General features: G+C 66.1%; 13 protein-coding genes. 3 read left to right on the top strand and 10 right to left on the bottom strand.

Features of this window, described 5'->3' with window-relative positions:
* Position 1 precedes the first annotated feature (1 nt).
* The 7 genes from tssG to tssB form a co-directional block, all read right to left on the bottom strand.
* Positions 2-1021, bottom strand: coding sequence for a type VI secretion system baseplate subunit TssG (gene tssG / locus QPK27_RS11375; protein ID WP_290418346.1), 1020 nt, complete (start codon positions 1019-1021; stop codon positions 2-4).
* A 15-nt stretch (positions 1022-1036) separates the two neighbouring features.
* The gene (gene tssE, locus QPK27_RS11370) at positions 1037-1477 is read right to left on the bottom strand and encodes a type VI secretion system baseplate subunit TssE (protein WP_290418345.1); all 441 of its coding nucleotides are present in this window, start codon (positions 1475-1477) and stop codon (positions 1037-1039) included.
* Between the two features lie 182 nt (positions 1478-1659).
* Positions 1660-3438, bottom strand: coding sequence for a type VI secretion system baseplate subunit TssF (tssF, locus tag QPK27_RS11365; protein WP_290418344.1), 1779 nt, complete (start codon positions 3436-3438; stop codon positions 1660-1662).
* Between the two features lie 218 nt (positions 3439-3656).
* Complete coding sequence (locus tag QPK27_RS11360; protein WP_290418343.1) at positions 3657-4184, bottom strand: hypothetical protein; 528 nt, start codon at positions 4182-4184, stop codon at positions 3657-3659.
* Positions 4185-4328: 144 nt separating this feature from the next.
* Positions 4329-4814 carry a type VI secretion system tube protein Hcp gene (locus QPK27_RS11355; protein WP_290418342.1) on the bottom strand — a complete coding sequence of 162 codons (486 nt, stop codon included), beginning with the start codon at positions 4812-4814 and terminating at the stop codon, positions 4329-4331.
* Positions 4815-4906: 92 nt separating this feature from the next.
* On the bottom strand, positions 4907-6394 hold the full coding sequence (gene tssC / locus QPK27_RS11350; protein ID WP_290418341.1) for a type VI secretion system contractile sheath large subunit: 1488 nt from the start codon (positions 6392-6394) through the stop codon (positions 4907-4909).
* A gap of 45 nt (positions 6395-6439) precedes the next feature.
* Entirely contained in the window at positions 6440-6967 is a 528-nt protein-coding gene (gene tssB / locus QPK27_RS11345) for a type VI secretion system contractile sheath small subunit (protein WP_290418340.1), read from the bottom strand.
* Between the two features lie 248 nt (positions 6968-7215).
* Here tssB and QPK27_RS11340 point away from each other — a divergent pair, with 248 nt between their 5' ends.
* Both QPK27_RS11340 and QPK27_RS11335 read left to right on the top strand, forming a co-directional pair.
* Positions 7216-10563 carry a winged helix-turn-helix domain-containing protein gene (locus tag QPK27_RS11340; protein WP_290418339.1) on the top strand — a complete coding sequence of 1116 codons (3348 nt, stop codon included), beginning with the start codon at positions 7216-7218 and terminating at the stop codon, positions 10561-10563.
* Positions 10564-10574: 11 nt separating this feature from the next.
* Positions 10575-10991 (top strand): hypothetical protein, encoded by a 417-nt coding sequence (locus QPK27_RS11335; protein ID WP_290418338.1) that lies wholly within the window; start codon positions 10575-10577, stop codon positions 10989-10991.
* Positions 10992-11005: 14 nt separating this feature from the next.
* On the opposite strand, the gene QPK27_RS11330 is transcribed toward QPK27_RS11335, so the two are convergent.
* Positions 11006-11761: a hypothetical protein gene (locus QPK27_RS11330; RefSeq protein WP_290418337.1), complete on the bottom strand. Its 756-nt coding sequence runs from the start codon at positions 11759-11761 to the stop codon at positions 11006-11008.
* A 457-nt stretch (positions 11762-12218) separates the two neighbouring features.
* Here QPK27_RS11330 and QPK27_RS11325 point away from each other — a divergent pair, with 457 nt between their 5' ends.
* Positions 12219-13340: a metallophosphoesterase gene (locus QPK27_RS11325; RefSeq protein WP_290418336.1), complete on the top strand. Its 1122-nt coding sequence runs from the start codon at positions 12219-12221 to the stop codon at positions 13338-13340.
* Positions 13341-13646: 306 nt separating this feature from the next.
* Here QPK27_RS11325 and QPK27_RS11320 read toward each other — a convergent pair whose 3' ends face one another.
* On the bottom strand, positions 13647-17546 hold the full coding sequence (locus QPK27_RS11320; protein WP_290418335.1) for a hypothetical protein: 3900 nt from the start codon (positions 17544-17546) through the stop codon (positions 13647-13649).
* A 357-nt stretch (positions 17547-17903) separates the two neighbouring features.
* Positions 17904-22109: a PAS domain-containing protein gene (locus QPK27_RS25465; RefSeq protein WP_374047056.1), complete on the bottom strand. Its 4206-nt coding sequence runs from the start codon at positions 22107-22109 to the stop codon at positions 17904-17906.
* Between the last annotated feature and the right edge of the window lie 409 nt (positions 22110-22518).

Below are 22518 nucleotides of genomic sequence, written 5' to 3'. Positions count from 1 at the left end.
ATCAACGGCGCTTGGCGAGGTTGACCGTGCAGACCGGCAGCAGGAAGCGCGCGGCGCGGTAGCGCTTCGGGTCGCGCGCGCGGCCCGAGAGCCAGGCGCTGCGGCCGAGCCGTGGCCGGAGCATTGGCGCGTCCGCTGCGCTGCGCCGCGGCAGGCGGGTGGCGGGCGCCTCGGCCAGGGTGAGCGTGAGCGTCACGCGGAAATCGGCTTGCAGATGCTGCGCCACCAGCCAGGCCAGCAGGCGGAATTTTTGCGCTCCCGGCTGCAGTTCGGCGAACTGGCGCAGCGTCAGCGGAGGTGTTGACAGCGCCATGCCTGCGCCCTGGTCCCAGACACGCGCACCCAGGCTCATGCCGCTACGCGCGCGACCGAGACGGGCCCGTTCGCGCGGCGCCAGCGCCTGCCAGCCGCCGACGAACTGCTCGCCGTTGAAGCGCACGCCGAGCCGGTCGCGCAGCAATGCCAGCAGGGTCGCCATCGAACGCGGCGCCGCGTTTTGCAGGGCCGCGTGGCGCAGCCAGCCCTGCTCTCCGGCCGGCCCCTGCGCACCGAGGCCGATACCCAGGCCGGACAAGGTGTCGATGGTGCGCAGCAGCGGCGCCGGCGACGTAACGCCGGGTTGCAGCGCCACATGGCGCATGGCGCGCGCGCGGTGCCAGAGGCCGAGCAGGCGTCCGTTGAACATGTCGAGGAAGTCGAGACCGGCCGGATTGCGCGCGCTGCGCTGTTCCAGCAGCAGTTCGGTGAATGGGGTCGCCAGCGGACCGTGGGCGCCGGCCAGCGTCAGGGCGGCAGTGCGCAGCGTCCACGCCGGGCCGGGCTGGGTGCTGGGGCGCAGGCTGGCGATGTCGCTCGGCGCGAACGCCAGGTCGACATGGGCGGCCAGGCGCACGGCTTCATCGCTGCCGACGCCGGCGCCGACCGGCGCACGCTCGGGCGCCGCCCGTTCGAGCACGCTGATGGCCTGGAACAGGTTGAAGGTGTGCGGCGCGCGGCGCAGCTCGGAGAGGAGATCGGGCATGCGAAGGTCGTATCCTCAGGCGCCGGCGTCGACGTGCGGCATCAGGTCGTCGAGCGTGGCGTCGAAATCGAAATGGAAGAGCCCTGCCTCGTCGGCGCCGGCAGCGGTCGCGGAAATGACCACCCGCGCCGTCGCCGGCCGCGCGGCATCCGGCGTTACCTTGACCTGTACCTGGCGCAGGCGCGGCTCGTACAGCAGGATCGCGCGCGTGATGACGCGCTCCCAGCATTGCAGGTCGGTGGCCGATTGGGGCGACAGCGCCAGCGTGTCCGGCAGGCCGTAATCGAGCGCGGTCGGCCCGCCGCCGAGGAACTGCGCGATCGTCAAGCCGTTGCGGGCGTTGAACAGGCGCACCAGGTCCAGCCGCAGCGACAGCTTGAGCGCCTCGGTCGGCGTCAGGCGCACGCCGGTCTGCGCATCCGGCGCGGCGCCGATACGGTCGAACAGGGGGAGCACGGCTACATGAGACACTGAATGCATGAGCGTTCGCCAATCGTCGGATCGAGGGACAGGCCGCGACGCGGTATCGAGGCGCTTTGGCGGATCTGTTGCTTGAACCGATGGTAGGGAACGGCTGCTACGTAACACAAGTAACAGCGACAGCGCGCCGCGGTGTATCGGTGAGGACGGTTCCCGCTTCAGACCAGGGCCTGGCGTCCCGCCATCGGAGGCCATTCCATCCAGGTTTCGCCGTCGCGCTCCACCGTCAGGCGCACATAGGAATTGGCGGTGGTGTACAGCGCGAAGAAGTGCGCCAGCACACTGGCCAGCAGCAGCGCCGACGAACCGGCGAAGGCGGCCGGATCGAATTCGATGACGATGTCGGTGCCGCGGCAATGGCCGCGCCAGGCGCCCGCGGTTTCATGGCCTCCCATGCGCGCGGTGCCCGGTTTGGCGGTGAGACGCTTGATGCCGGCGATCTGCACCGTGTCGTGCGCGCTGCCGCTGGCGAACAGGCCGAGCATCTCGCGCAACGAGGCCGCACCGCCGTCGACCAGCGAACGATGATTCAGGCGCAGCAGGGACACCAATGCCCACAATGCCGCGCTGTCGAGCGGCGGGGCGCGCTGGGGGCTGGGCTGGTACAACGCGCGCACCACCGTGGACGCGGCCATCCCCTCGCCGTAGAAACGGGTGCCCGGCCTGATTTGACTGGCAAGTTCGCGGTTGGTGCACAGCAGCTTGGCGTAGACCATCGTGTCCGTCTGGACGGTGGCGGGGTCGCGGCGGTCGACGAAGCCGAGGTAGACATCGGTGCCGCTGATGCCGCGACGCAGGCTGGCAGTGCGGCGCATGGTCCAGCACAGCGGCGCGTTGCCGCGCACGCCGTCCGTGTCGCCGGCGGCGCCGGTATCGGCGAATACGCTCGGGATCGTCTCGCTGCGGTCGGTGCGCGGGTCGGACACGGTGACCGAGACCACTGAATGCACTTCGGTCGTGGCGTCGCGCTTGCGATCCGGGAACAGCAGGTATTCGTGTTGGCGCCCGTCCCAAGTGATCGGCTCGCTGGTGACGGGGAACAGGTTGATGGCCGGGACGCAGTTCAGGCGGATGTGTTCGGGGCGCAGCAGTGCCAGCACGGCAGCATTGTGGTTGAAGACCAGGCGGATGCTGAACGTCACGCCATTACCCAGCTTGCCGCGCAGTCCATGCAGATCAAAAAACTGGAACTTGCGCGGGAAGGTGAAATATTCCTGCAGCAGGACATAGGCCGGATGGGCATGGGCCGGAGCAGACAAGATCGCATCGTGCTCGTCGAAACCGACCGGTCTCAGGCAACTCGCCGGCAGACGCTGTACGCCGGTGCTGCCGGCGATCTCGATGCAGTCCAGGCTGGTGAGCAGCAACTCGTGCAAGGGCATGGCTGTCAGCAATTCGCCGCCAAGATGCAGGCGCAGCGTGTCCAGTTCCAGGTCGGCCACGTCGGCGCTGTCGTTGGCCCGGCACTCGATACGAAGCACGCGCGCTTCCTGCAGTGCCACAGCGCTTACATGCAGGGGCCACACGGTGGTGTCCCAGCCGGTACGGAAGCAACACCGCGCACCGGACGCGCCAATTGTAGAAAGCAGCGTGTCACACACAACGCGGCTGCCGGCCGTGACCTTGCCTTCGTCTGCATCGAGCGTCATCTGCATGATCGTCATTGCTGGCACTGGCTGGGCCAAATTTGGGCAGAGATGATCCAGGATACTCGACGCGGTGGCAGATGCTAAACCGTCGATTTCGCGATGGATACCAGCAGTGAGGAAGGCGACCGACTCAATCAGGTGCTGGACATGGGGGTCGGCCGAATGCGCGTCGCTTAACGCCAGGTTGCCGGCCACCTTTGGATGGCGCCTGGCGAAGTCGGCAGACGCGGTGCGCAGGTAGCTCAGTTCGCGACGAAAGTAGTCGAGTTCGCGGTCAGAAGCGGACATACTTTTCTCGCAGTGGCAACTGGAAATGCATGCATTACATTGAGAACGATTGGTCAAGTTGACCAGAATGAAGCTCCAATTGTTTCTTGATTTCGGAACTTGTCCGGTTTCGTGACTCTGCCTTTACCGTATGGCGTTCCAGACGACAATGCCCGCGCTGCGCGGATTTTTCGGGAGCGGCCACTATCGTGCTACGTCTGTCGATAAGTGCTTCGTTATCAAGTAACATGAATGAAGATCTGGTCCGGGGTCCTGTGCTTGAATAATCCGGAATCAGAATTTTCCAGAAATCCGCTCTCGTACAGGTAGTTGATGATTTCATCCTTTGTGACAGGCGATTGCGCGGTAATCGCGTGCGGATTATTGGTTCCGCCCGTAATCGTCTGCAGATCCGCATTCTGGCCTGCGTTGATATTCTGACGCCCTGGATTTGCCGCTCGCAGTGTCTCCACCTGCTGCACCAGGCCACGAATGGCCATCTTCGCCGCTGCAGCCTGCGCTGGGATAAGCGCTTGCTTTTGTCTTATCACCGCCTCGGCGCGTTCCTTGGCCGCCAGATCGGCGGCTATCTTCTTCAACCTTTCCTTCTCCGCAGCCCGGAGCGCAGCTTCTATTTGTGCGTTCCTGGCGGCCTGCTCAATGGCCTTCTGAGTAGCCTTGGCATTTTTCTTTGCATTCGGGTTGTGTTTGCCGCAATAACTGAAGCTGTCAGCTATTTTTTCTCCACATGTCTTGCAAATTCCCATTGCCTCCTCCGGATCATCTTGTCAAAGCGATGTGCTGCTCCGCCGGATCAACACGTCACCAACGGATGGCAAAGCCGACACCTGCAAATGCGGCGCATGCATTGTCACTGCAGTTTTCGCTGATCACGTGTTCGTTCAAGTTACTCAATCCGCCTTCATTGTCTCCAGATTCCAGTTCCAGGTGCCGGTCCCCTTGGCCGTCGAATCCGTTTGTTGCTGAGTAAAATCAGCCTTGATCTTGGTAAAGTTGATTGAGAACGAATCATTCGGAATGCCACCGCCACCGCTGCAGCTCATCTGCGAAACCATGGCGTTGGTCATTTCATAGGTCATGAAATTCATATAAACACCGTTTTCAACCCGGCCAATATGCAGTTTGGCCGGCCCGATCTTGGTACCCTGGGTGCAGGCCTTGAACAGTTCGGTCGTCGACAGATCCGACGATTTGGAGAACGACATTTCAGAAAGGACGGGACGCCCGAGGGTGCGTTCCGTATTACCGGCGTCGTTACTCATCGGCAGATAGGCGTTGTGCGAAAACGAATTGACAATGATCTTGTTGGCGTAATCGGTAATAGTGCAATTACCTTTGATCGAATCGCCCAGGTCGAGAATGAGAACGTCAGACATGTGAATCTCCGATAAGCGGATGCAGTGGCATTAGCAGCAGGCGCATGCCACCGCCATCTTGGAAAATACCGGGCGCCCGGCCCGGCAACTGATCAAGCGGCCGCCGGCAACTCCGCTACCAGCCGGATCGACGTAGTCAGCTCCTCCATCTGGAAGTGCGGCTTGAGAAACACCGTCGCCGAATACGCGCCCGGCTTGCCGGCGATCTCGGTCACGTCGACCCGCCCTTCCGCCAGCGGAAAGCGCGCCTTCTCACCCTGCGTGGCGTTCGCGCTCAGCAGCACGTAGCCGCTCAGCCAGTTGTTCAGGTAGTTCTCGACGCTCTGCCGGGTCTGGAAACTGCCGACCTTGTCACGCATGATCACCTTGATGTAGTGCGCAAACCGCGATGCCGCCAGCACGTACGGCAGGCGCGAGGACAGCGCTGCGTTGGCGTTGGCTGCGTCCAGGTTGTACACTTTCGGCTTGTTGACCGACTGGCCGCCGAAGAAGGTGGCCGAATCGGTACCCTTGGCGTTGACCACGGCAATAAAGCCAAGGTCGTTCAGCTCTTTTTCGCGCCGGTCGGTGATGCTGACCTCGGTCGGGCCCTTGAGCGCGATGTCGCCGTCACTGGTCTTGAACGCGTGCGTGGTCATGCTGCTGATCTTGCCGCCGCCCTCGACGCCGCGGATCGCCGTGGTCCAGCTGTACTTGGCAAAGGCGTCGGTGATGCGCAGGCCGAGCTGGTAAGCCGAATTCGCCCACAGGTACTTGCCATGGTTGGTGCCATCGACGGCTTCCTCGAAGCTGAACGACTCGACCGGGTTGGTCCTGGCGCCGTACGGCATGCGCGCGGCATAGCGCGGCAGCACCAGCGAGACGTAGCGCGAATCCTCGGATTCGCGAAAGCCGCGCCACGACACCAGCTCGGCGCTGTCGAAGATCTTCGACATGTCGCGCGGCACGCCGAGTTCGGTGAACGAGGTCATGTCGAACAGCGATGGGGCGGCAGCGGCGATGAAGGGCGCGTGGGCGGCGGCGGCCACCTTCGACATGCGCACCAGCAGCGCCATGTCCTGCGGATCGCGTCCAAAATAATAGTCGCCGATCAGGAGCGAGTACGGGTCGCCGCCGAAGGTGCCATATTCTTCCTCATACACCTTCTTGAACAGCACGCTCATGTCGTGATCGACCGCGCCTTCCAGATCCTTCAGCAGCTCCTTCTTCGACACGTTCAGCAGCCGCAGTTTGAGCCGCGGCCCGGTCTCGGTGCCCATGACCATGTCGTGCAGCCCGCGCCAGGACGACTCCAGCGCCTGGAAGCGTTCGTCGTGCATGATCGCATTCACCTGGTCGCTCAGGATCTTGTCGATCTGCGCCACGCGCAGGTTGATCATGTCGACCACGCCCTTGTCCGGCGCCTTCTTCATGCCTTCGTCCAGCACCTGGGTGGCGAACTGCCCCAGCAGCGTGCGTGCGTAAGCTTTCTGCGATGGCTCGACGGCCATCTTTCCTTCCTGGACGATGCGATCCAACAGGCTGAGTTCCTCGTTGGTGGTGGTGCTTGCAGCGCCCTGTGCCACTTCAGTGCTGGCCATGGTGACCCTTTCAGTCGAAATAAGAGACGACGGCGCGGCGCGCCATCAGGATGCGGCCGGTTCGGTGCTGTCGGCGGCGGCGTCTTTCGGGGCATCCGGCTGCAGCGACTTCAGCTCGTCAGAGTTCTGCACGATCCGGTCCAGCAGCGCGTCGAGCTCGTCATTGCCGTCGAGCTTGCCGAGCAGGTCGCGCAGCTGCTGGCGCACCTCGAGCAGCCTGGCCAGGCGCGGCACCTGGCGGACGATGGCGTCGGGATGAAAGTCCTGGAACTCCTTGAAGTTCAGTTCGATCTTCAGGTTGCCTTCGCCCTGGTAGGTGTCCGGCACCGAGATGTCCAGGCGCGGCGCGATCTTGGCCATGACCTCGTTGAAGTTGTCGCGGTCGATGTCGACCAGGCGGCGCTCCTTGAGCTTCGGCGGCGGCGCCAGGGGCTGGCCGGACAGGTCGGCCAGCAGGCCGACCACCAGCGGCAATTCCTTCTTCTCGATGGCGTTGCCGATCTCGACGTCGTAAGTGATCTGGACGCGCGGCGGACGGTTCCGCCCCACCCATTTTTGCAAGCTGTCTGCCATGACACCCTCATTGAGTTGGACCACGATGGACGGCCGCGCATGCATGTCCCTGCGGGGTTGGCGCCGTCGACTCCCGTAAAGCGGGTAGTTCGGCGTCGATGGTAAGAAGCCGTTCGCACGTAACACAAGTAACAGCCACGGATAACAACACCACGCAACAGCGGAGCCCGTTGAACGACCACTTGTAAAAAGAAATGGTTGCCAGTCGATCCAGGAGTGCTACCATTAATTATTGCTATTTGGCTACTATGGCTCTCGACACTCCGACCCGTCGCCCTGCGCTTGCCATTGCCCGTCCGCCTGTCCCCATCGACAGGAAACCGGCGCGCTTCCGCTTTGGCGCGTGGCTGGTCGACCCGGCCGCCAACGCTCTCCGCCAGGGCGACGAGCTGCGCCAGATGGAGCCGCGCACGATGGACGTGCTGGTGGCCTTGTGCCGCGCCGATGGCGCGATCGTGAGCAGCGAGCAGCTGCTGGAAGCATGCTGGGGCAGCACCATCCATGGCGACAGCCCGGTGCACAAGAACATCGCCCAGCTGCGCCGGCTGCTGGGCGACCAGGCCACCGCCCCGGTCTTCATCGAGACCATCCGCAAGCGCGGCTACCGCACCGTGGCGCCGGTCGCATTCGACGTGGACGACGCCGGGCGCGCGGCGCGCTGGGAACGCGGCTCGCCATTCCGCGGCCTGCTGCCCTTCGACGAAACCTACGCCGCCGTGTTCTACGGCCGCGACGAAGCGACCCAGCGCCTGGTGGGCGCCGCGCAGGCGCAGATCGCGAGCGGCCTGGCCCTGCTGCTGTTGCTCGGCCCCAGCGGCGCCGGCAAGACCTCGCTGGTGCAGGCCGGCCTGCTGCCGGCGCTGGCGCGCCCGCAAGCCGGCGCTGCGACGCTGCTGGCATCGGTCAGCTTCGACGTTGCCGACCAGGGCGGGCAGCCGCTGTTCGTGGCGCTGGCCGGCGCCCTGCTCGACCTGCAGGCCGACGACAGCTGGGTGTTCGACAGCGACAATGCGGTGGCGCTCGGGCATCGGCTGGCGCACGCCCCCGACGAGGTGGTCGCGCAACTGCGGCAAGCGCTCGCCGGCCGCGCACCCGGCCTGCGCTTCGCCGTCTTCATCGACCGCTTCGAGGCGCTGTTCAATGGCAACCGCATCACCGAAGCGGAGCGTACGGCTTTTCTCGCCACGCTCGAACGCCTGGCGCGCAGCAGCAGCTGCCTGATCGTGCTGGCCTGCCGCAACGACTTTTATCCGAGCATCGCGCGCACCCCCTTGCTCATGGAATGCAAGGCGCATGGCGGCCATGTCGACCTGGCGCCGCCGGGCTTCAGCGACATCGCGCAGATGATCCGCAAGCCGGCGGCGGCGGCGCAGCTGCGCTTCGGCGTCGACCCGGCCACGGGGGCCAGCCTGGACGACGTGCTGTGCGAAAGCGCGGCCGCGCGTCCGGACGTGCTGCCGCTGCTGCAGTACTGCCTGCACGAGCTGTACCGCCTGCGCACGCACGAAGGCGAGTTGAGCTTCGACGTGTTCCACGAACTGGGCGGGCTGGAAGGCACCATCGGGCGCCGCGCCGAGCAGGTCGTGCTCGGGCTGGACGAGGCGCAGCGCGCCGCCCTGCCCCATATCATGTCGCTGGTGACGGTGCTGTCGGTCGACGACGAGCAGGTGACCAGCCAGCGCGCGCCATGGTCGGCGCTGCGCAGCGAAGCGGCGCGCCAGGCAGTGACGGCGCTGGTCGACGCGCGCCTGTTCGTGACCGACCTGGCCGGCGGCGCGCCGGTGTTCGGCATCGCGCACGAAGCGATCCTGCGGCGCTGGCCGCGCATGCGCGACTGGATCGCCGCCCACCGCGCGGCCCTGCGCGCACGCGCCAGGCTGGCGCAGGGGGCATTGCGCTGGGACGCCGAGGGCCGCGCGTCCGACCTGCTCATCCCGCGCGGCAAACCGCTGGACGAGGCCAGGGAGTTAGGCGCCTCCGGCCTGTGGTCGCTGACCGGCGCCGAACAGGAACTGATCCGCCTGTCGGTGCGCAAGGCGCGCCGCTTCGAAGTATTTCGTCTATCCGCGCTGGGACTGATCATCGCGCTGGCCATCCTCGACACCGCGCTGGCGTTCAGCGCCTACCGCGCCCAGCGCAGCGCCGAGGCGCGCCGCGCCGAAGTCGAAGGCCTGGTCGATTTCATGCTGGGCGACTTCGCCGACAAGCTGCGCCCGCTGGGTAAACTCGACCTGCTGGACAGCGTCAGCGGCAAGGCGCTCGAATACCTGCGCGGCTCACAGGGCGATACATTGAGTGCGCTCAGTCCGGCCAGCCTGACGCTGCGCGCCCGGGCGCTGCAGGTGATCGGCGAAGTCAGCCGCTCGCGCGGGGACGCCACCCAGGCCATCGATGCGCTGGACAAGGCCAACGCGATCCTGGTGCGCCAGCACGCGGCGGCCCCGGGCGACGCCGGGGTGCTGAACAACCTGGGCATCAATGCCTACTGGATCGGCCAGCTGCACAAGGACCGCAACGACCTGGCGGCGGCCGAACGCGCCTGGCGCCAGTATGCGCAGTTCGCCGACCGCCTGCATGCGCTCGAGCCGGACAAGCCGGCATGGTGGATCGAGCAATCTTATGCGCGCAACAACCTCGGCTCGCTGGCGCAGGCGCGCGGCCAGCCGGCCGCGGCCGCCGCCGAGTTTGCGGCCTCGATCGCGCTGAAGCAGCGCGCACTGGCACACACGCCGGACGACAAGATGCTGATCGCCGAACTGGCCGACAGCCATTCCTGGCTGGCGTCGGCGCGCAAGTCGCTCGGCCAGCTGGAAGCGGCCGGCCAGCTGCACCGGCAAGCGCTGGACCTGGTGGGGCGCTTGCGCACGCGCTACCCCGACGAACCGATGTGGGTGCACCGGCAAGTGCGCGCGCTGCAGCATCGCGCGGCGCTGGCGCTGGCGCTCGGCCGCGACAACGCTGCGCTGCTCGACTTCGAGGCGGCGCGCGCGCTGTTCGCGAGCGTGGCGCAAGCCGAGCAGGACAACCGCGAGTGGCAGGTTGAACTGGCCAACATCGAGCTCGAACTGCTGAAGGTGAAAGCGCGCCTGCAGCCGCCCGCCGCGTTGTTGCGCGAGTTCGAGCGCGTGCATGCGGCGCTGGCTGCGGCGCACCGGTTCGATCCGAAGAATGCCCGCTGGGCCACCAGCGCGGCGGTGGCGCGCGGCCGCATCGCCCCGGCCCTGTTGGCAAGCGGCGACGTGGCGCGGGCGCAGCGCGAGATCGGCGCGGCGCTCGACCAGCTGCGCCGCCTGCAGGCCGCCAATCCGGCCAGCCTGGCGGTGCGGCTGGCGCTGGTCGAAGCCCAGCTGGCGGCGGCTGCGGCGCATCGGGCCGGCATGCAGCCGGCGCTGGCGCAACAGGCGTGCCGGCAAGCGCTGGACGTCCTGCGGCCGGCCATGGACACCATGGATTTCGAAGTGCTCGACCCCTGGGCACGTACCACCCTGTGTCTGCCACAATCGGCCGATGCAGGCATCCCCTGGAGGCGCTTGCAACAGATCGGCTATCGCGACTCCGTCTATCGTCAGTTGACCGCAGTTAAACCTTCACCATGAGAGGAAAACGCATGAGCACTTCCGAATCCAGCCAGCGCGCGAGCCACGCTTCGCAATTTACCGTCACCGTCACGGTGGTCGGTGTCGACCATCTTGCCGAGGTGTTCTATACCTATACCGATCTGGCCACCGGCATGCTGCACGTGAACGATGTCTTCGCCGATGTCGTTGCAGTCGTTCCCTACCATACGGCGTTCGTGCTCGACTATGCCAGCACGCGCAACGGCTGGATCTTCAGGGACGAGATCATCGACCGCGAAGGCGCGCCCAAGACCGAGCACTGGCTGGCCGACAACGCGATGACGATGGTCACCGTCAACGAACAGGAATACGCCAAGCATCGCTTTTACCTGGTCTTCCACAACCGCTACACGGAAGCCAGGCTCCAGAACGATCCGCAGGAAGGCAACGTCCACCAGCCGAAGTAAGCCGGCGGCGCTGTTCAAGCCTGCAGTGCGGGCCTGAACGGCGCGGGAGCGCTGGCCGCAGCGCCGACGTGGCGCTGCAGATCGTCGCAGATCGCCAGCGCCAGCGCTTCCTGCAAGCGAATGCCGAGTTCGCCATGCACGTCGCATTGCTGCAGCCACGCCAGCCGGCCGCTGCCGGCCTCGCTCAGGCGCACCGAAGCGCGCACGTGGCCGCGGTCGACCCTGACGCTCACCTCCAGGCTGTCTTGCAGCAAGCGATCCTGGACGGGTGCGGCGCCGAAGCGCCGGAACAGCTGCAAGGCCAGTTCTTCTTCCAGTCCGGCCACGAATTCGGCGTTGGCAGCGGGGGAGAGGGTGCGCAGCGGCGCCAATCCGATCGATCGGGGCCGCGTCGGCGGCACGCTGAGAGGCACGCTGAGAGGCGCGCTGACGGGCGCGCTGTCGGGCGCCGTCAGCACCGGCACGTAGCTGCCGGGCGGGATGACGATGCGCGCCTGCGGGCAACTGCCCGGCATGGCGTCGTAGCGCGCCAGCCGTTCGCGCAGCCGCCCCATCTGCACCCGGACCACCGGGTCGATGGTGGTATCGAAATCGCGGGCGACGCGGCGGAACACTTCCACGCCGATGGTGAATTCGTTGAGCGTCGCGGCCAGCCCATCGAGCGTTCGCGTGACCAGGAAGGACAGCAAGGCGGACATGCGCGGGGCCTTGATGAAGAACGGGCTCGCCAGCACGCGCTGCAGCAACTGCCAGCGCGCGTCGTCTTGCATGGAAAATGTGCCGGTTTGGATGACATCGTAACGACGTGCGTTCATTGCGGTTCCAGTCAGGACAGGGATTCGGGGAAGCACTCTGGGGTGCCTGAAGCGGACTCTAACGAGCCGCGACAATCCTGACCTTCCGGATACCTTACGATTGCAAGTATCTGATTTTCATCGGGTTTTCGGCACACCCCAGCGCCGCCGGCCGCATCCGGATCGACCTCGTCGACGCTGTTGCCGGCGCGGCGCGGCAGACAGATGCAGACGATAGTTCGCTGCGCCTGCCGGCGCGGCCGAGCCAGCTCGCCGGTGCGTTCATGCAATCTAGGCTATGCTTGCCCGTTTGACAGCTTTGGACACACAGCACGATGCGTAATCTCTTCATTCGATCTGCGGGCGCCGCCACCCGCCTGCAACACGGCGCCGCACACCCGGGCCACCACCGCTACTCCATGGAGCGCGCCTGATGTTTCACCTGATGTTCACCCTCCCCTGCCTGGTCGTGCTGGTACGCTGGCTCTGGCCGTTGCCCTTGTCCATGCGCGCCAAGCTGGCCAGCGCCGTGGTCCTGCTGCTGGCCTCGCAATATCACCTGTGGTCGCGCCTGTCGTCGGGCAGCGTGTTTTCGCCGGAGTTTCCAAAACCCCTGGTCATCCTGTTCAACTGGACCTTCGGCGCCATCCTGCTGCTGGCGGTGTTCCAGCTGCTGCTCGACCTCGGCACTGCCGTGGTCGCGCTGGTGCGCCGCCGCCGGGTGGCAATCGCGCCGCGCCTGCGGATTGCGATCGGCATCGCCGCCATGCTGCTCGCCGCGCTCGGGGTCATGCAGGCGATCAAGTCGCCGCCGCTGAAGGACGTGCTGATCGAAGTGCGCAACCTGCCGCACGAATTCGACGGCTACCGGGTACTGCACCTGACCGACCTGCACATCAGCCGCCTGTTCGACGCACCGTGGACGCGCAAGGTGGTCGACGATGCCAATGCCCTTGGCGCCGACCTGATCGTGATCACCGGCGACCTCATCGACGGCAACGTCGCCCGGCGCGAAGCCGACGTGGCCGCGCTGCGCGACCTGCGCGCCGCCGACGGCGTGTGGGTGATTCCCGGCAATCACGAATACTTTTTCGGCCACGCCGAATGGATGGCCTATTTTGCCGGGCTCAACATGAAGCCGCTGGACAACAGCCACGCCATCCTCAGGCGCGGCGCCGGGCAACTGGTGCTGGCCGGCGTCAACGACGTGACCGCCCCGCGCAGCGGCGCCCCGGCGCCCGACCTCGATGCGGCGCTGCGCGGCGCGCCGGCCGGCGTGCCGGTGATCCTGCTCGACCACCAGCCCAGGAACGCCCGCTTCTCGGCCAGCCGCAACGTCGCGCTGCAACTGTCCGGCCACACCCATGGCGGCATGATCGTCGGGCTCGATCGCGTGGTGGCGCGCGCCAACAACGGTTTCGTGTCGGGCCGCTACGATGTCGACGGCATGACGCTGTACCTGAACAATGGCACGGCGCTGTGGCCGGGCTTCGCCCTGCGCCTTGGCGTGCCGGCCGAGCTGACCCGCATCACGCTGCGGCGCCAGGTATCCTGAGCACGCGACAACGCCGCAGGCGCGCCGGGTGCGCCGTCATCAGCTGCGTTCGCGGGCCGGTCACGCCGCCGTCGGCGGCACCCAGACCGTCATGCTGGTGCCGCTTGCCGAACTATCGATCCGGAGCTCGCCGCCGGCAAGCCGGGCGCTTTCGCGCATCCCGGTCAAGCCCCAGTGGCCGTGTCGCGCGCCGCGCGCCAGCACGTCGGCCAGGATACCGCGCCCGTCAATCAATAGCTTACGGTGACAGCGCCAATGGAAATGGCCTTGCGCGTCCAGTGTGGACCCATTTTTTTGGCGCCGTCATCATTGTCGTTCGAATCGCATGGAGCGCCCTTCACCGCGCAATATCAGGCTGCCGTCTTCCACAACGAGCGTCGCGTTGAATCCCTTCGTGGCCGCGACGGGAGGATCGAAGTCGAGCTGGAAGCTGCCGCGCAGCGCGTCCGTCATCGGCACGGCATACACCATCCATTTACCACGGTCGATTTCGGGATGGCTTACGGCGATGTGCCGCACCGGGCCGCCGAACGGCGTGCGCCAGCCCTGCTCTGCGGTCTCGCCTTCCACCTTGACCGGCGCCTCGCCAAGCGCAACCACATTGAAACCGGGGATGCTTTTGCCGCGGTAGCGCAGGTCGACCAGCAACTGCCCCTGGGGCAGCGTGACCGGCGGCGCATCGGTCGATGGCCGCATCGATGCGGCCTTGCCTTGCGACTGCCGGGAACGGAACATCACCTGCTGGTTCCACACCGTCCACTCGCCCCTGGCATATTCATCGGCCGCCCCATACGCCATGGAATATTCGAATTTTCCATTGGGGCGCAGCAGGATTTCAGCGCCCACTTCGGTCACACCACTCAGGTAATAGTGGCCTGGTAATGTGGCTTGCAACGCCACGTCGGCGGCCTTGTCCCGTTGCGGCGCCGCTTCGTCCGGCGCCGCGACCGGACTGTCGACTGCTTTCCAGCCAGCGGCAGTCAGCAAGCGCGCCAGCGCATCGTTCCCGCTGGCCGCAACCGTCGCCCACAACGCGCCGTCGAAGCGCTCGCGCACCGGTCCCAGTTGCGCAAGGCGCTCTGCCAGCCGCTGTCCGACCCAGCCTTCCAGCAGCACGTCGGGCTTCTCCGCCAGATAGCGGACCAGGCGGGCCTGGATGCCGGTGCAGCTGCTGCCAGTGGCAAAGCCATGCCGGCGCAGCAGACCCCAGTAGCTGGCGGATGCGTCCAGCAGTACGGTGGCCAGCTGCCCCGTCGCCTCGAGGCAAACCTGGTTCAATGGCTGGCTGAAGTCCTTGCTGACCAGCCGCAGCATATCGGCATCGAGCGAGCCGACGGCGCGGTCCAGCGCCGTGCCACCGTGCTGGCCGGAGCTTGTATCGATGACCCCGCCATGCGCCAGCAATACCTTGAGTAGCTCGGTATTTCCTTGCGAGATAGCCGATTCGACGGGACTTGGCTCCCACGTGTCGTCACGTCCCCGAACGCGCCGGTTCGGGTCTTCGGGACGGGCCAGGATCGCGGGCAGCAGGTCGGTCCGGTTGTTGTAGATGGCGAAAAACAGGAAGTACGGCTCGCCCGGAGCGCTGACATCGGTGTCAATCGGGGCGGCCGTGGCGCCGGCCGCGTCACGATCGGCGCGCCGCAGCAAACCGTGCTCGATCAGCAGACGCGCCACGTCGCGGTCGGGCGCCGCGAAGGCGGCATCGATGGATCTGCCGCTCAATTCCTGCACCGAAGCACCTGCCTCGAGCAGCTTGCGCAGCCGCGTCACGCTGATGGCCGCCGGTTCCCAGAGCACGGTTTCCAGCGGCGAACGGCGCATCTCGGCCAGCGACTTCTTTTGCACGCGCACGACATGGTCGAGCAGTAAATCGAGCAGCGCGTCCTCATGATCGGGCGTTTTCAGGGCCAATGACAGTGCCGGATCGAATCCGCCCAGCGGGTCGGCGCCCTGCGCCAGCAGCACTTTCACGGCCTCGATATCGTTTCGTTTTACCGCGTCCGACAGGCTCTCCGCGCTGCCGCCCGTCGTCACCGGCGCGCCCAGCGCGGCCAGTTTCGGTATCCAGTCGAAGCGGCGCGCGGCGGTGGCGTGCGCCAGCAGCGTGCCGCTGGCGATACCTTCGCCGCCGTACAGCGTGCGGTGGTCGCGGCTGTAACCCTCGTCCTGCGGTCCCGTCTGACTCCATGGCATGCCCTTTACCAGCAACTGCTGCAGCACCTGCTCGCGTCCCGGCGCGCTGCTGTGCATGGCCAGCATGGCAGCGTCGAGCCAGCGATCGCGCTGTTGTCGACCGTAGCGCGGCACGCGCTGTTTCAGCCAGCCGATCGCCTCCACGTTGCCCGCTTCGGCCGCGTAGTCGAACACGGTTCTGCCTTCATCGTCGGCGGCCGGACGGGTGCCGGTTTTCAGCAGCGCGTCGAGCACCGCCGTGCCCCGGGTCTGGGCCAGCACGGCTGGCCACAGCAGATAGTCGGCCACGGGCCGCTTGAGCGCTGCTCTCCCATCCTTCTTGCTCGCGGCCTTCTTGTCCCCATCCTGCTTGCGGCTTTGGGCAAGATCGATGCGAATGTAAGGACGCGCCGCCCCGGCGCGCAGCAACGCCAGCAGATTGCCGGTGCGCTGCTCCGGCGTGATCAGCTCTGGCACGTCCCGCGCATACTCGTTCTGGTCGAGCGCGAACTCCAGCGGCGCCATATTGTTATTCTGCCCGCCGTACTGGCGCGGATCGGCGCCATGTTCCAGCAGCAGCCTGACCATGTCGGGCGTGCCGAACATCGCGGCCAGGTGCAGCGGCGCGGCGTTGTGGCGCCGGGTGCCTTCATCGACGCGCGCGCCGCGCCGCAACGCTTGCGCCAGCATGCGCGTCTTCGCTGGTAACAGTGCGGCGTGGCGAGCCTGCTGCGCCTTCCAGTGAACGACGTCGCGGCCGCTCTTTCCTGCCTTGCGCCATTCGTCCGCTTCCGCGCGCAAGCTCTGCGCGGGCAGCAACAGCGCATGCAGCAGCTTCTCCTCCTCGACCAGATAGTCGTTGATGTCCTTCACCTTGGCCAGCAGCGCGATGAACTGCGCTTCCTGGCCTTCGTTGGCGGCCTTGAACAGGGCCAGCACGTCGGCTGTCGGCGTCGCTTTTCCGCTGGCATCCTCGACATAATTGACCTTGCGCTGCATGCCGTAGCGCGACGCTTGCGGCAACGTGCCGCCCTTCTCCCACCGTGCAAGCAGCGCCTTGCCTTCGGCCAGCTGCTGCGCTGTCAAGGCATCGTCCCACCCGTCCTTACGGGCCAGCGCTGCCTCGCTGCCGCCTTTGACGGCCAGCCGGTGCAGCACATAGGCGAGCACATAATCTTTCGGTACGCCATAGCCCATCGCGTACAGCTGCCCGAGCTGGTATTGGGCGTCCACGATGCCGCCCTGCGCGGCCTTGCGCAGCCAGAACGCTGCCTGCTCGGGTTGCGCCGTCAGGCCGTAGCCAAACTTCCAGTACAGCGTGCCCGCCTTGTACGCGGCCTCGAGGTCGCCCGCTTCGGCCGCAGCCTTGTACCAGTCGCGCGGATCGCGCTTGCCGGTCGTGGACACGGCCGGCAGCGGCGTGCCCACCTTCCAGGCTGCGGCCAGGGTCTCGGCTTCGGCCAGCTGTTCCGGCGACATTTCGGCGGCGTTTCTGATCAGTGTCTTGTCCAGTTCGTCGTCATTGCTTTTTCTTTTGCCCCGGTCCACGCTGCGGCTGGCCAGCAGGTTGAAGGCGTGGGCCAGCACGCGGTCGTGCGGCACGCCCTCGGCCCGCTCGTGGCGCGTGGCAAGGCGCGACAAATCGCCGGCGCCGCCCAGCGCCGCCACTTTCGCCAGCCAGAACGTGAGCTGCACCGGGTCGTCCATTGTGCCGACGCCGTCATACAGTTCGATCAGGCGGCGCTGCGCCGCCACATTCCCGGAGCCTGCCGCCAGCAGGTACCAGGGTAGCGCCTTCGATGTCTGGCGGCCGTCTGCCTCGCAAAACCGTCCGTCGTCGAGATACAGGTCGCCGAGCGCCTGCTGCGCCGCAACGTCACCCGCTTTCGCCATCGGCGTGAGTATCGCCACTGCTTCATCGCAACGGCCGTCCTCATGGGCGCTCAACGCGGTGGTCAGATCGGCCTGGACGGCGCTTGCCGGGCCAAGTCCCATTCCCATCAGGGCCAGCGCCAGAAGTGTTTGTTTCATGCATGCTTTCAATGTGCTGCGGGTGGGGCGCAAGGAGCGCTATCCAACGGCCCCGAGCAGAGTGATATGGCAAGATTTCTTGGGGGCTGTTCGGCCGGCGGCGCAGTGCCGAACGAATGGCAGCGGCGTTTTCCGATGCGGCCGCATCGGCCGCCGCGCGCCCGGCGGCCTCCGTGTACACATCCGGAATGTTCATACGGTTTGGGCCGAAACCCGTCTTTCGCAGCAGGATACCAGCTTGCTCGGCGGGAAAATCCTCGGATTGTTACAACCAGCTGCTACCGAGTCTTCAGACCTTAGGATGTTTCATCCGCCCCAACATGATGGTGCAGCAGCGTCTATGATCGTGGTGACGTTTCAGCCAGGGCAGTCGGACAGCGGCAGACAAACGACGAATTCGCTGCCATGCCCTGCACCTTCGCTACGCGCTTGCACTGTGCCGCCGTGTAGCTCGACAAGGCTGCGCACCATCGCTAGGCCGATGCCCAGGCCGCTGTCGGTATGCCCCTTCGTGCCATGTGGCTGAGAGAACATGTCGAATATGAGCGGGAGTTGCTCCTTGTCGATGCCCATTCCCGTATCCCGTACCGTGACCCGGACTTGTTGTCCGTCGCGGCAAACCGTGAGCCAGGCCTTGCCACCCGATGCGGTGTACTTGGCGGCGTTGTTGAGCAGGTTTGCGAATACCTGGGTCAGGCGTACTTTGTCGGCATAAAGCGTGAAGAGTTCGTCCGTGGCCTCGACCGTCAATTGCTGACGCTTTTGCTCGAACCAGGGCAGACTGGTCTCGACTGCGCCGTTCAGGACCTCGGCGAGGGCGACCGGCGCCCGCTGGAGGTCCACCTTGCCGCGGCTGATGCGCGTTACTTCCATCAGGTCGTCGACCAGGCGCACCATATGCCGCACCTGGCGCTCCACCATGGCCAGCAGGCGGTCGGCGCGGCGCTTGCCTTCCGGGTAGCGCAGGGACTGGAGCGCGTTGCTGATCGGCGCCAACGGATTGCGCAATTCGTGCGCAAGGGTGGCGAGGAACTCGTCCTTGCGGCGATCGGCTGTCTTCAGCGCGTCTTCGGCCTCGACCGCCTCTTCAACATCGATCGACATGCCGACCAGGCCCTGGAACCGGCCGTCGGCGGCATGCCAGGGCAGCGCGTAGGATGCAAACCAGCGATAGCGCTCGTCCTGTGTGCGCACCCGGACCCGCTGCTGGAAGGCGTCCTGCGTGTTCAGGGCATGCGCCAGCACGCTCAGGTACCCGGCCGCATCGTCCGGATGCAGTACGCGGTGCCAGCCGGTGCCGCTCAGCTGCTCCAGGCTGGCCCCGATGACCGTCTGGCAGCGCCCGTTCAAATAGCTCAATGCGCCGCTGGCGTCGAACTGCCAGATCAGCGCCGGCGAGGCTTCCGCCAGCGCCCGGAAGCGCGCTTCGCTTTCCTGCAAATCCTCGGCGGTGACGGCGCGTTCGACTGCCGCCAGGGTACGCTCGCCCACATCGCGCACCAGCGCCACCTCCGCCTCGGTCCAGTCGCGCGGCGTGGCGCTTTGCACGCCGAACTCGGCCAGCAACCGGCCGCCCCGGGCGAGCGGCACGACGATGGCGGCCTTGACGCTGACCGCCGCCCAGGCCGCCCGCTCGGATGCCATGAAGTCCGGGCCGGCATCGATATCGGCGACGACGAAAAGATCTCCGCGATAGCGTATCGCCATCGCGTGTTCCCCGAACGAGCGGTAATCGAAGTGCGCGGGGAAGCGACTGAGCGGCGCCCGGCCCGCCTGCGCCTGCCGGACATATTGGGTGCGGATGAACCCGGTCTCGGCGCCAGGTGCGCCTTCGACCTCGGCAAACATCACCCGGTCCACGCCGAGATGGGTCCCGAGCAACTGGTTCGTGACCGACTGGATTTCCTCCACGCTGGTCAGGGGCCTGACTGCATCGCTCAGCTTCAGCAGGAATGCCTGCCGCTCTTCACTGGCGCGCAAAGCCAGCTCTGCGCGGTGCATGTCGGTGATGTCCGTGGCGCTGTGAATGATCGCCGTCACCTGGCCGTCGTCGTCCAGCACGGGCGATTGCAGCGGGATCCACCACCGTTCCTCGGAGGTGCCATCCAGCCGCACCATGCCGTATTTCATCACCGGCATCACCTCTTGTTGCCGCGTGAAGAGCACCCGTTCGAATGACGCGTGCAGGACGCTCGGGATGCCGCGGGCTGGATCGTCGGGGAATGCTTCGAAGAACCCGTGCCCGACCAACGATTCGCGGGTTCGGATGGTAGCCGCGAGATAGGCGTCGTTGACGCCGACGACGGTAAAGTCCGGTGCGTCTGGCTTGGTGACGATGAACGGCAACGGCGAGGCTTCGAACAGCATGCGATAGCGTTCTTCGCTGCGGCGCAGCGCCTGCTGGATGCGGCGCGCCTCGGTGACATCGCGGAACAACACCGCGACGCGGCGGCTGCCTTCTGCGCCCATGCGGAATATGTTCAGATCGAACACGCGTCCGAGCGTCAGCTCACCCTCTTCCAGGCGGATCGGCACGCCCGTCTCCACGGCGCGCCCGTAGAGCCTGGCCCAGCGCGGATTCGGGGTGCCGAGAAGCTGGGTCGCGCTGTGGCCCACGGGATAGGGCATGCCCGTGTGCCGCATGAAGGCAGGATTCGCATCGAGGAACACGAAGTCGTGCCAGTTGCCTTCTGCGTCAGCCAGCACCTCGACCACGGCATAGGCCTCGTCCATTTCGTTGAACAGCGTGCGGTACTTCTCTTCGCTCGCCTGCAGTGCCTGCGCGGTGCGCAGCTTTTCGGTGACGTCGCGCCAGAACAGTGCCACGCCGCCCTCGTCGGTCGGATAGGCATCGATCTCGAGGCGGACATCGAACCCGCCTCCCTTGCGGTGGTAGGTGAAATGCTGTTCCACGCCGTCTTCGACGACACGCCGGCAGGCGCGCTCGACCGGGCTGTCGACCATCCACGGGAATGCCTCCAGGTACGACCGCCCGAGCAGCGTCGCGCGTTGCCTGCCGAGCTGGCGCTCGGCAGCCGCGTTCAGGACCAGGATATGGCAGTCGGGGCCGAGCACGCAATGCGCCTCGCTCATGCGTTCAAGAATGCTTTCCGCACGCCGTTCCGCGCGCATGCGTTCGATGGCGGACCAGGTCCGCTCGGCAACGTCTTCCAGAAGTACCCGCTCGCCGTCGCTCCATTGCCGCGGCGTCGCCATGGCGGTCGCGAGCGCCCAGATGACGCGTCCGCGCCCCTGGCGCAGTGGCGCCACCAGCAACGCCCGCAGCTGTAACTTGTCCAGCAACTGCCTTTCGGATTCGGAGAAACGCGCATCCTCCGTCACGTCCGGGATCACCATGGGCTGCGTCGCGAGCTGCAGCATCGTTTCGGGATAGTCCGTCAGTTGGAAGATGCCTGACATTGGCGGCAGGCCGGGCCGGATACGCTCGGGGCCGACCGTCGATATGCCTTGCTCCTCGAACACCTCGCTGATGTAGCACCGGTCGAGACGCAGGTGGTCGGCCAGCATGTCGACGGCCTGTTCCCTGATCGATTGTTCATCCGGCTGGGCGCGCAGTGCATCGCCAAACTTGAGCAGGAATGCATGGCGCTCTTCGCCTTGTCGCGCCGCTTCCTCGCTCCGTTTCAGGCGGTCGACGTCGATCACCACGCTCAGTGCCCCCGTGATCCTGCCATCGCTGTCGCGCAGCGGCTGCGCACGCACTTCAGTCCAGGTCTCCTTGCCGCCGTGGTCCAGGTACAGCATCTGCATGCCCGGCACGGCGTCCTCGCCACGCAGCGCGCGCGCGCCCGGAAAATCATGGGGCTGGACGGGCGCCCCGGACGCGTCCCAGCCGCGCCAGCGCGGCGCTTCTGCCGGATCGCGCGACGGTATCCTGTGGGTCGGCAGGAAGCGCCGCATGACGTCGTTGAGGATGACGGTATTCCCGGCGGTGTCGACGGTGCAGATCCCGACCGGGACCGCGGCGAAGGCAAGCGCCAGGCGCTGTTCGCTCGCGAGCAGGGCTTTTTCGGCGATCCGGCGGCTGGTGATGTCGAAGAAGCTCATGACCGCGCCATCGATGCGGTGCGAGCCGGTGCGGTAGGGGTGCACCCGTACGATGTAGTCGCGCCCGTCCTTGCCGCGCACTTCCTGCTCCAGCGGCTGCAGCGTCTCGAACACGCGCGCCGCGTCCTCGGCCAGGTGGGCATGCTCGAGCCGGTTGGTGATGTGCGGCAGCGGGCGGCCGACGTCGGCCGGGATCACGTTGAACAGGTCGGCGATGCGCGGCGTGTAGCGCTGGATGCGCATCTTGCGGTCGAGGAACAGTGTCGCCACATCGGACGATGCGATCAGGTTGGTCAGATCGTCATGGGATCTGGCCACGTCTTGCAGGCGCTGCGTGAGGTCGCTGTTGGCGATCCCGAGCTCCTGGTTGGCCGCATGCTTCTTTTCCAGGGCGCCTTCGAGCTGCCCGTTCGTCGCGCGCAGCTGTTCGATGGTGGTCTTCAGCTCTTCCACGGTGGTACGCAGCGCGGCACTCGATTGTTCCGCCTGGTCCATGGTTTCCAACAACTTGTTGCGGGTGTGGCGCAGTTCCGCGTCGAGCCGCTCCAGCAGCGACTGGTCGCGCACGTCGGCGGGCGCGGCGCTGACGGGGATGCCAGGCGTTTCCCGGAAGCTCACCAGCATCAGCAGGCCTTCGGCGTGCTCATCGTGAAATGGCAGCACCGTCATGTCGACAGCACGCTGTGCGCCATCCTGCTCGTAGCGCACCGGGCCGGTGCTGACCTCGCGGCCGCTCTTCTGCCCCTGGAACAGCGCAGTGCGCAACACCAGCCGCCAGGCCGGGGCGACCAGCAACACCAGGTCGCGCGTGGGCTCGCCGCCGGCGTGGCGTAGAAACCGGCTGGCCTGCGCCGCGATATGCACGACTTCCCCGTTGCCGTTGACCAGGATGCTGGGCGGCGCC

The organism is Massilia sp. YIM B02443 (assembly GCF_030411955.1).
GTDB lineage: Bacteria > Pseudomonadota > Gammaproteobacteria > Burkholderiales > Burkholderiaceae_D > Telluria.
The sequence above is the reverse complement of the archived record's forward strand: the minus strand, read 5'-3'. Positions and strand labels throughout refer to the sequence as shown.

Coding starts and splice junctions, on each gene's coding strand:
- tssG (WP_290418346.1), bottom strand. CDS start 1,021: ATGCCCGATCTCCTCTCCGAGCTGCGCCGCGCGCCGCACACCTTCAAC.
- QPK27_RS11340 (WP_290418339.1), top strand. CDS start 7,216: ATGGCTCTCGACACTCCGACCCGTCGCCCTGCGCTTGCCATTGCCCGT.
- tssB (WP_290418340.1), bottom strand. CDS start 6,967: ATGGCAGACAGCTTGCAAAAATGGGTGGGGCGGAACCGTCCGCCGCGC.
- QPK27_RS11335 (WP_290418338.1), top strand. CDS start 10,575: ATGAGCACTTCCGAATCCAGCCAGCGCGCGAGCCACGCTTCGCAATTT.
- QPK27_RS25465 (WP_374047056.1), bottom strand. CDS start 22,109: ATGGACCAGGCGGAACAATCGAGTGCCGCGCTGCGTACCACCGTGGAA.
- QPK27_RS11355 (WP_290418342.1), bottom strand. CDS start 4,814: ATGTCTGACGTTCTCATTCTCGACCTGGGCGATTCGATCAAAGGTAAT.
- QPK27_RS11325 (WP_290418336.1), top strand. CDS start 12,219: ATGTTTCACCTGATGTTCACCCTCCCCTGCCTGGTCGTGCTGGTACGC.
- QPK27_RS11330 (WP_290418337.1), bottom strand. CDS start 11,761: ATGCAAGACGACGCGCGCTGGCAGTTGCTGCAGCGCGTGCTGGCGAGC.
- QPK27_RS11320 (WP_290418335.1), bottom strand. CDS start 17,546: ATGAAACAAACACTTCTGGCGCTGGCCCTGATGGGAATGGGACTTGGC.
- QPK27_RS11360 (WP_290418343.1), bottom strand. CDS start 4,184: ATGGGAATTTGCAAGACATGTGGAGAAAAAATAGCTGACAGCTTCAGT.
- tssC (WP_290418341.1), bottom strand. CDS start 6,394: ATGGCCAGCACTGAAGTGGCACAGGGCGCTGCAAGCACCACCACCAAC.
- tssF (WP_290418344.1), bottom strand. CDS start 3,438: ATGTCCGCTTCTGACCGCGAACTCGACTACTTTCGTCGCGAACTGAGC.